Below are 7519 nucleotides of genomic sequence, written 5' to 3'. Positions count from 1 at the left end.
GGGGGGGGGGCGGGGGGGGGGGGGCCAGCCGCCCGACCCGACCCTCACCGCCGTTGCCGGAGGCACCCCTTGCGTTACGACAGCCCGCTCGAAGCCGTCGGCAACACCCCGCTGGTCCGCCTGCCCCGGCTCTCCGCCGAGATCCCCGGCAACACCGAGGGCCTGGTCACCCTCTGGGCCAAGCTGGAGGACCGCAACCCCACCGGCTCCATCAAGGACCGCCCGGCGCTGCACATGATCGAGCGCGCCGAGGCCGACGGCCGGCTCACCCCGGGCTGCACCGTCCTGGAGCCCACCAGCGGCAACACCGGCATCGCGCTCGCCATGGCCGCCAAGCTCAAGGGCTACCGGATGGTCTGCGTGATGCCCGAGAACACCAGCGAGGAACGGCGCGAACTGCTCCGCATGTGGGGCGCCGAGATCATCCCCTCGCCGGCCGCCGGCGGCTCCAACACCGCGGTGCGCATCGCCAAGGAGATCGCCGCCGAGCACCCCGACTGGGTCATGCTCTACCAGTACGGAAACCCCGACAACGCCGGCGCCCACTACGCCACCACCGGGCCCGAGATCCTCGCCGACCTGCCCGCCGTCACCCACTTCGTGGCCGGCCTCGGCACCACCGGCACCCTGATGGGCGTCGGCCGGTTCCTGCGCGAGAAGGTCCCCGGCGTGCGGATCGTCGCGGCCGAACCGCGCTACGACGACCTGGTCTACGGCCTGCGCAACCTCGACGAGGGCTTCGTCCCCGAGCTGTACGACGCCGAGGTGCTCACCACCCGCTTCTCGGTCGGCTCCGCCGACGCCGTGCAGCGCACCCGCGAACTCCTCCAGCGGGAGGGCATCTTCGCGGGCGTCTCCACCGGTGCGATCCTGCACGCGGCGATCGGCGTCGGCCGCAAGGCCGCCAAGGCCGGCGAGCGCGCCGACATCGTCTTCGTGGTCGCCGACGGCGGCTGGAAGTACCTCTCCACCGGCATCTACACCGCCGAGTCCACCGAGGCGGCCGTCGAGGCGCTGCAGGGTCAGCTCTGGGCCTGAGGCCGCCCGGCCCGGGTGGGCCGGCCGGCCGTGGCGCGCGTCCGCGCGGGCGTTCGCCGGACGGACGACCGTTCGTCCCCGTGACGATCGGGGATTTGTCCGTACCGTGCTCCCGGTCTGTCACGGTACGACCACGGTGTCCGTTCTGCGCTAAAGGTGCCGCCGGGCCCGGAAAAGCTGATCACGCACGTCCCCCCACGCACAGCCGGAGGTGACCCGTGAGCCGCAGCACCGACCTGTGGTCGTACGCCGAGATCGCCCGCCACATCAACGTCCAGCCCGAGACCGTCCGCAACTACCGACGGCACGGCCTGATCCCCGAACCGGACGTGACCGACGGCAGCGGCCACCCGCGCTGGTACCCCGAGACCATCCGCGCCTGGGCCCGCAGGCGTCCCGGCCACCGCTGAACCCACCGCCGAACCACCGCTGAACGACCGTCCGACCGCCCGCCGACCGAGGCACGCCCCCGGCTCCCCGGCGTTCTGGTGATTCCAGCCACAGCACGGCACGGAGACGGGGGCAAAGTGCCCCTCCGCCCTTACCCTCGACACACGCGAAGGGCAGCGCTACCGGCCGGTCTACCCGGCCCGCTCTGTCATGACCAGCGGCTGCCAGGACGTGTCGGGGCGGAGGGGCTCGGATGAAACTGACCGTGGTGGGGTGCTCGGGGAGCTTCCCGTCCGCCGACTCGCCGTGCTCCAGCTACCTCGTGGAGGCCGACGGCTACCGCGTCGTGCTCGACCTCGGCAACGGCGCACTCGGCGCCCTGCAGAAGTACGTGTCGATCTACGAGGTCGACGCCGTCCTGCTCAGCCACCTGCACGCCGACCACTGCGTCGACCTCTGCGCCTACTGGGTCGCCCGCAACTACCGCGCCGAGGGCTGTCCGGACCCGATGCCCGTCTACGGCCCGGCCGGCACCGCCGAACGGATGGCCCGCGCCTACGACATGCCCGAGAACCCGGGCATGAAGGAGGTGTTCGAGTTCCGCACCCTCACCCCCGGACGCTTCGACCTCGGCCCGTTCCGCGTCGAGGTCGCCCAGGTCAACCACCCCGTCGACGCCTTCGCCTTCCGGCTGGAACACGACGGTCGCAGCCTCGTCTACTCCGGCGACACCGGCGAGAGCCCCGAACTCGTCGAACTCGCCCGCGACGCCGACCTCTTCCTCTGCGAGGCCGCCTACATCGACGGCCGCGACACCTACCGGGCCGTCCACCTCAACGGCCGGGAGGCCGGCGAGCACGCCACCGCCGCCCGCGCCCGCCGGCTCGTCCTCACCCACATCCCGCCGTGGACCGACGCCGAGCACAACCTCCGGGACGCCACCGCCGCGTTCGCCGGCCCGGTCGAGATCGCCCGGGCCGGCGCGGTCTACCCGATCTGACCCCGGCCCGCGCGCCCCACGCCGGTCCCGCGCCCCCGCGCCCCCGCGCGCCCCACACCCCCGCACGCCCCACGCGCCCAGACGCGTAGGCGCCTACGCGCCCACCGGCGTCAGCCAGTGCCGGTACCGCGGATCCGCGCCCGAGACCGCCGCCTCGTACGCCTCCCGCAACCGCACCGTCAGCGGGCCCGGCGCACACGGCAACGCGCGGTCGTCCAGCGAACCCACCGCCACCACCCCCGCCGCCGTACCGCACAGGAACACCTCGTCCGCCGCGTACAGGTCCGACCGCAGCAGCGCCTCCACCCGCACCTCCACCCCCAGGTCCCGGGCCAGCGTCAGCACCGTGTCCTGGGTGATCCCCTCCAGCGCGCCCGCGCTCGCCGGCGGCGTGCGCAGCACCCCGCCGCGCACCGCGAACACGTTCTCGCCGGTGCACTCGCTCACCGTGCCGTCCGGCCCCAGCAGCAGCGCCTCGTCGTACCCCGCGTCGGTCGCCTCCCGGCGCGCCAGCACCGCGTTCAGGTACGGGCCCGTCGCCTTCGCGGCCGGCGGCACCGAGTTCGGATCGGTCCGCCGCCAACTGCTCGTCTTCAGCCTGATCCCCGCAGCGGCGTCCGGGAGCTGCCCGTGCCACTCCCAGCTCGCGATCGCCGTCGTGGTCGGCGAGAACCGCATGTCCAGACCCATCGCGCCGTACCCCAGGAAGGCGAAGTGCCGCAGGTAGCAGGAGCGATGACCGTTGGCCCGCACCAGGTCCACCGTCGCCACGGCCAAGTCGTCCACGCTGAACGGTAGTTCCATCCGCAGCATGCGCGCACTGCGGTCCAGCCGGTGCAGGTGCTCGGACAGTCGGAAGACCGCCGGACCGTCCGCCGTGGCGAACGCCCGGGTGCCCTCCAACACCCCCGTGCCGTAGTGCAGGCCGTGCGTCAGGACGTGCGTCCGCGCCTGCTGCCAGGGCACCAGCGCGCCGTCCAACCAGATCGTCGAAGCTTCGGGAAGAGCTGCCATGCCGCCCATCCTGACCACCCGCCCGCCGCAGGTCAGCCGCTCCGGCACTGCCGGAACCGGCCATGACCGGGAGCGGAAGCGAGCCGTCTCGCCCCTCGGAAACCCCCCGCCCGACCCGCACCCCCTTCACTAGGCTGCGCCGATGGAGAGCCCCACCGGCGGCGACGCCACCCAGCTCTACGCCCGCCTGCTCGCCGAACCCGGCCGCCCGCCCGCCGCCACCGGCCCCGACTGGGACGAACCGCGACTCGCCGCCGCCACCGCCGAACTGCTGGCCCTCGGCCTGCTCCAGCCCACCGCCGCCGGGGATCCCCCCGGCCACGCCGCCGTCTCCGTCGACACCGCCGTCCGCCAACTGCTGATCGACGCCGACGAACAGGTCACCGCCCTGGTGGGCGCGCTCCACCGGGCCCGCGACTCGGTCGACCGCCTGCACACCCGCTACCTCCCCGTCCAGCACTGGCACCGGACCGGCAGCGCCCTCGAACTGGTCAGCGGCGCCGAACGGATCGCCGCCCTGCTGGAGGACGCCGCCCGCGGCGCCCGCACCGAGGCGCTCTCGCTCCGCCCCGGCCAGGACCTCTCCGGGGCCGCCCTCGCCGGCAAGCTCGCCCGCGAGCGGCTCGCCCTCGCCCACGGGGCCGCGCTGCGCACCATCTACCCGGCCGCGGCGCTGCGCCGGCCGGCCGTGCTCGCGCACGTCCGGGAGCTGACCGCGGCCGGGGCGCGGATCAGGACGGCCCACTCGCTGCCGCTCTGGCTGATCGTGGTCGACGCCCGGCTGGCGATCCTGCCCGCCCCGGGCGCCGGGCCGGGCGGGGACGCCCCCGCCGCCGAGGCGGCGGTGGTGGTGCGCGAGCCGGCGCTGGTCGCGCTGGTGGCCGAACTGTTCGAGTACTTCTGGTCGGCGGCCTGCACGCCGGTCGAACTCGTACCCGGTGCGGAGGAGATGACGGATCGGCACGGCGCGGTGCTGCGGCTGCTGGCGGCCGGGCTGACCGACGTGGCGATCGCCCGGAAGCTGGAGGTGTCCGAGCGGACGGTGCGCCGGCTGGTCGCCGAACTGACCGCCGGCCTGGGCGCGGAGAGCCGCTTCCAGGCCGGCGTGTACGCGGCCCGTCTCGGCCGCGTCTGACCGCCCCGGCCCCGGCCGGAGATACGGCCGGAGATACGGCCCGAGACGGCCGGGGCGGGCGGGGGCGGTGCGGCCGGGCGGTCGGACGCGGGCCGGGTCAGCGCCGGTTGGGGACCGGCAGGCCGAGGTGGTCGCGCAGCGTCGTCCCGGAGTACTCGGTGCGGAACACCCCGCGTTCCTGGAGCAGCGGCACCACCCGGTCGACGAACCCGTCGAGCCCGCCCGGGGTGAGGTGCGGGACGAGGATGAAGCCGTCCGCCGCGTCGCTCTGCACGTAGGTGTTGACCTGCTCGGCGATCGCCTCCGGGGTGCCGATGAAGGACTGCCGGCCGGTCACCTCGATCACCAGCTCGCGGCTGGTGAGCTTCTTCTCGGCGGCCACCGCGCGCCACTTGGCGGCGATCTCCAGCGGATCGCCGAGCGTGGTCCGGCCCTTGACGATGCCGGAGTCCGGGAGCGGGTCGACGGTGGGCAGCGGGCCGTCCGGGTCGTGGTCGGAGAGGTCGATGCCCCAGACCTGCTCCAGGTAGCCGATCGTGGTCGCCGGGCTGACCTGGGCGCGCCGGATCTCGGCGGCCCGCTCGACGGCGTCCGCCTGGGTGTCGCCCAGGACGTAGGTGACCCCGGGCATGATCTTGAGCTCGTCCGGCTTGCGCCCGTACGCGGCCAGCCGGCGCTTGACGTCGGCGTGGAACGCCTGGCCGGCGGTGAGGGTGTGGTGCCGGCTGAAGATGACGTCGGCCGTGGCGGCGGCGAACTCGCGGCCCTCGTCGGAGTCGCCGGCCTGGATGACGACCGGGTGCCCCTGCGGCGGGCGGGGCAGCGAGAGGGTCCCCTCGACGTCGAACTGCGGGCCCTGGTGGCGGACGGTGCCGCCGTCCGTCGCGTCCCAGAACTCCCGGGCCAGCTGGACGAACTCGGCGGCCCGGGTGTACCGGTCGGCGCGGTCGAGGTAGCCGCCGCGGCGGAAGTTCTCGCCGGTGAAGGCGTCCGAGGAGGTCACCACGTTCCAGGCGGCCCGGCCGCCGGACAGGTGGTCCAGCGAGGCGAACCGGCGGGCCAGTTCGTAGGGCTCGTTGAAGGTGGCGTTGACGGTGGCGGCCAGCCCGAGGTGGGTGGTGACGGCGGCGAGCGCGCCCAGCACGGTGATCGACTCGGGGCGGCCGACCACGTCCAGGTCGTGGATGCGGCCCTTGACCTCGCGCAGCCGCAGGCCCTCGGCGAGGAAGAAGAAGTCGAACCGCCCGCGCTCGGCGGTCTCCGCGAGCCGGCGGAAGGAGCTGAAGTCGATCTGGCTGGCGGACGCGGGGTCGGTCCAGACGGTGGTGTTGTTGACGCCGGGGAAGTGCGCGGCGAGGTGGATCTGCTTGAGCGGGCGGTCCGTCATCGGGTCACCTCGGCGGGAGCGGCGGGGGCGGCGGCGTCGTTGCCGGCGGCGGGGGTGTGGGTGATGGTGGCGGCGACGGCGTAGCGGCCGGCCGGGCGGGCCAGGCCGAGGTGGTCGCGCAGGGTGCGGCCGCTGTACGCGGTGCGGAACAGGCCGCGCTCGCGCAGCGCCGGGACGACGCGGTCGGCGACGGCGGCGAGGTCACGGGCCGGGTCGGCGGGCACCAGGTGGAAGCCGTCCACTCCGCCGCCGCCCTCGGTCACCTCGGCGACCAGCGCGGATGCGGCGGCGTCGTCGGTGAGCACGGCCGGGATCCTGGCCAGGATCCGCAGGGACTCGCCGCCGCGCAGCCGAAGTTCGGTGGCGGCGGTCAGCCGGGCGGCCCGGTCGGGGGCGTCCAGGAGGACGACGTCGGCGTACCGGACGGCCGTGTCGACCCGGGCGCGGCCCCCGGCGGTGGCGTCCGGGGCGAGGTCGGAGGCGGAGACCGTGACGGCGACGACCGGCCGGCCCTGCGGCGGACGCGGGGTGATCGAGGGTCCGCGGACCGAGAAGTGCGGCCCCTCGAAGTCGATGTAGTGCAGCTTTTCGCGGTCGATGAACCGGCCGGTGGCGGTGTCGCGGATCTCCGCGTCGTCCTCCCAGCTGTCCCAGAGCCGGGAGGCGACCTCGGCGGCGTCGGCCGCCTCGGCCCAGAGCTCGTCGGCCGGCGCGGTGCCCTTGCGGCCGAAGGCCTTCGCCTCGGCCTCGGTGTCGGAGACGCCGACCAGCCAGCCGGCGCGGCCCTCGCTCACCCAGTCCAGGGTGTTGACGGATATCGAGGTGTGGAACGGCTCGGTGTGGGTGGTGGTGACGGTCGGCACCAGGCCGAGGCCGCCGGTGACCGGGGCGAGCCTGGCGAAGGTGGCGAGCGCGTCGAGCCGGCGCGGCTCGGGGGTGTAGGAGTCGTCGAGGGTGACGAAGTCGAGGGTGGCCCGTTCGGCGAGGTGGGCGAGGGCGGTGAAGTGACCGGCGTCGACGTGGCCCGGACTGTCGAGGGCGGCGGAAAGATGCAGCTGGCGGGGCATGTGTGGCCTTGACTTTCCTCGTACGGAAGCGGTGCGTGCGGAGGCGGTGCGCCGGGCCGCGAGGTGCGCGGACGCGGTGCGTACGGACGCGTGGTGTGCCGTGCGGGCCCGCCGCGCGCGGGTTCGCGCGCGGTGCGGCCGGGCGGACGGCGGCAGCCCCGGGTCACGGGCGGTACGGGAGGCGGTGCGGCCGGGGCGCGGCGGGGACGTCAGCGGCGCGGCGGCGGGGGGAACGCTCGGATCAGGCGCAACACGCCGCGGACCACACGCGACCGAAGTCGATGTGGCTGCGGGTGACCAGCATACGAGGGGCGTTCACCGCTTCAGTTGACCAGCGATCTTCCCGGTTCGTCAACCACCGTCTCACCGGGCGGCCTCCGGTACGAGACACGGGCGGTCTCCGGTACGGGGCACGGACGGGACCCGGTACGAGACACGGACGGGACCCGGGCGGGACACGCGAACGGCCCCGCCCCGCCACCCGGGGG

At 74.7% G+C, this 7519-nt stretch carries 7 protein-coding genes; 4 read left to right on the top strand and 3 right to left on the bottom strand.

The genetic code is table 11. The annotated features are described in order from the left end of the window. Positions 1-69 precede the first annotated feature (69 nt). The 3 genes from ACFWOG_RS37755 (at position 70) to ACFWOG_RS37745 (ending at position 2428) form a co-directional block, all read left to right on the top strand. The gene (locus ACFWOG_RS37755) at positions 70-1038 is read left to right on the top strand and encodes a cysteine synthase (protein ID WP_329883624.1); all 969 of its coding nucleotides are present in this window, start codon (positions 70-72) and stop codon (positions 1036-1038) included. A 218-nt stretch (positions 1039-1256) separates the two neighbouring features. Beyond that, a complete protein-coding gene (locus ACFWOG_RS37750) occupies positions 1257-1448 on the top strand; it encodes a MerR family transcriptional regulator (RefSeq protein ID WP_329883625.1) in 192 nt (63 codons plus the stop codon). A 233-nt stretch (positions 1449-1681) separates the two neighbouring features. Beyond that, a complete protein-coding gene (locus tag ACFWOG_RS37745; protein WP_329883626.1) occupies positions 1682-2428 on the top strand; it encodes an MBL fold metallo-hydrolase in 747 nt (248 codons plus the stop codon). Positions 2429-2521: 93 nt separating this feature from the next. On the opposite strand, the gene ACFWOG_RS37740 is transcribed toward ACFWOG_RS37745, so the two are convergent. After that, positions 2522-3442 (bottom strand): branched-chain amino acid transaminase, encoded by a 921-nt coding sequence (locus tag ACFWOG_RS37740; RefSeq protein WP_329952483.1) that lies wholly within the window; start codon positions 3440-3442, stop codon positions 2522-2524. A gap of 142 nt (positions 3443-3584) precedes the next feature. Between ACFWOG_RS37740 and ACFWOG_RS37735 the strand changes: the two genes are divergently transcribed. Continuing rightward, positions 3585-4577: a LuxR C-terminal-related transcriptional regulator gene (locus ACFWOG_RS37735; protein ID WP_380363989.1), complete on the top strand. Its 993-nt coding sequence runs from the start codon at positions 3585-3587 to the stop codon at positions 4575-4577. 97 nt (positions 4578-4674) lie between these two features. On the opposite strand, the gene ACFWOG_RS37730 is transcribed toward ACFWOG_RS37735, so the two are convergent. Continuing rightward, on the bottom strand, positions 4675-5964 hold the full coding sequence (locus ACFWOG_RS37730; protein ID WP_380363987.1) for an LLM class flavin-dependent oxidoreductase: 1290 nt from the start codon (positions 5962-5964) through the stop codon (positions 4675-4677). After that, positions 5961-7031 carry an LLM class flavin-dependent oxidoreductase gene (locus ACFWOG_RS37725; protein ID WP_329952480.1) on the bottom strand — a complete coding sequence of 357 codons (1071 nt, stop codon included), beginning with the start codon at positions 7029-7031 and terminating at the stop codon, positions 5961-5963. Before ACFWOG_RS37725 ends, ACFWOG_RS37730 begins: the two co-directional genes overlap by 4 nt. Positions 7032-7519 lie beyond the last annotated feature (488 nt).

Source organism: Kitasatospora sp. NPDC058406 (assembly GCF_042722765.1).
Lineage (GTDB): Bacteria > Actinomycetota > Actinomycetes > Streptomycetales > Streptomycetaceae > Kitasatospora.
The sequence above is the reverse complement of the archived record's forward strand: the minus strand, read 5'-3'. Positions and strand labels throughout refer to the sequence as shown.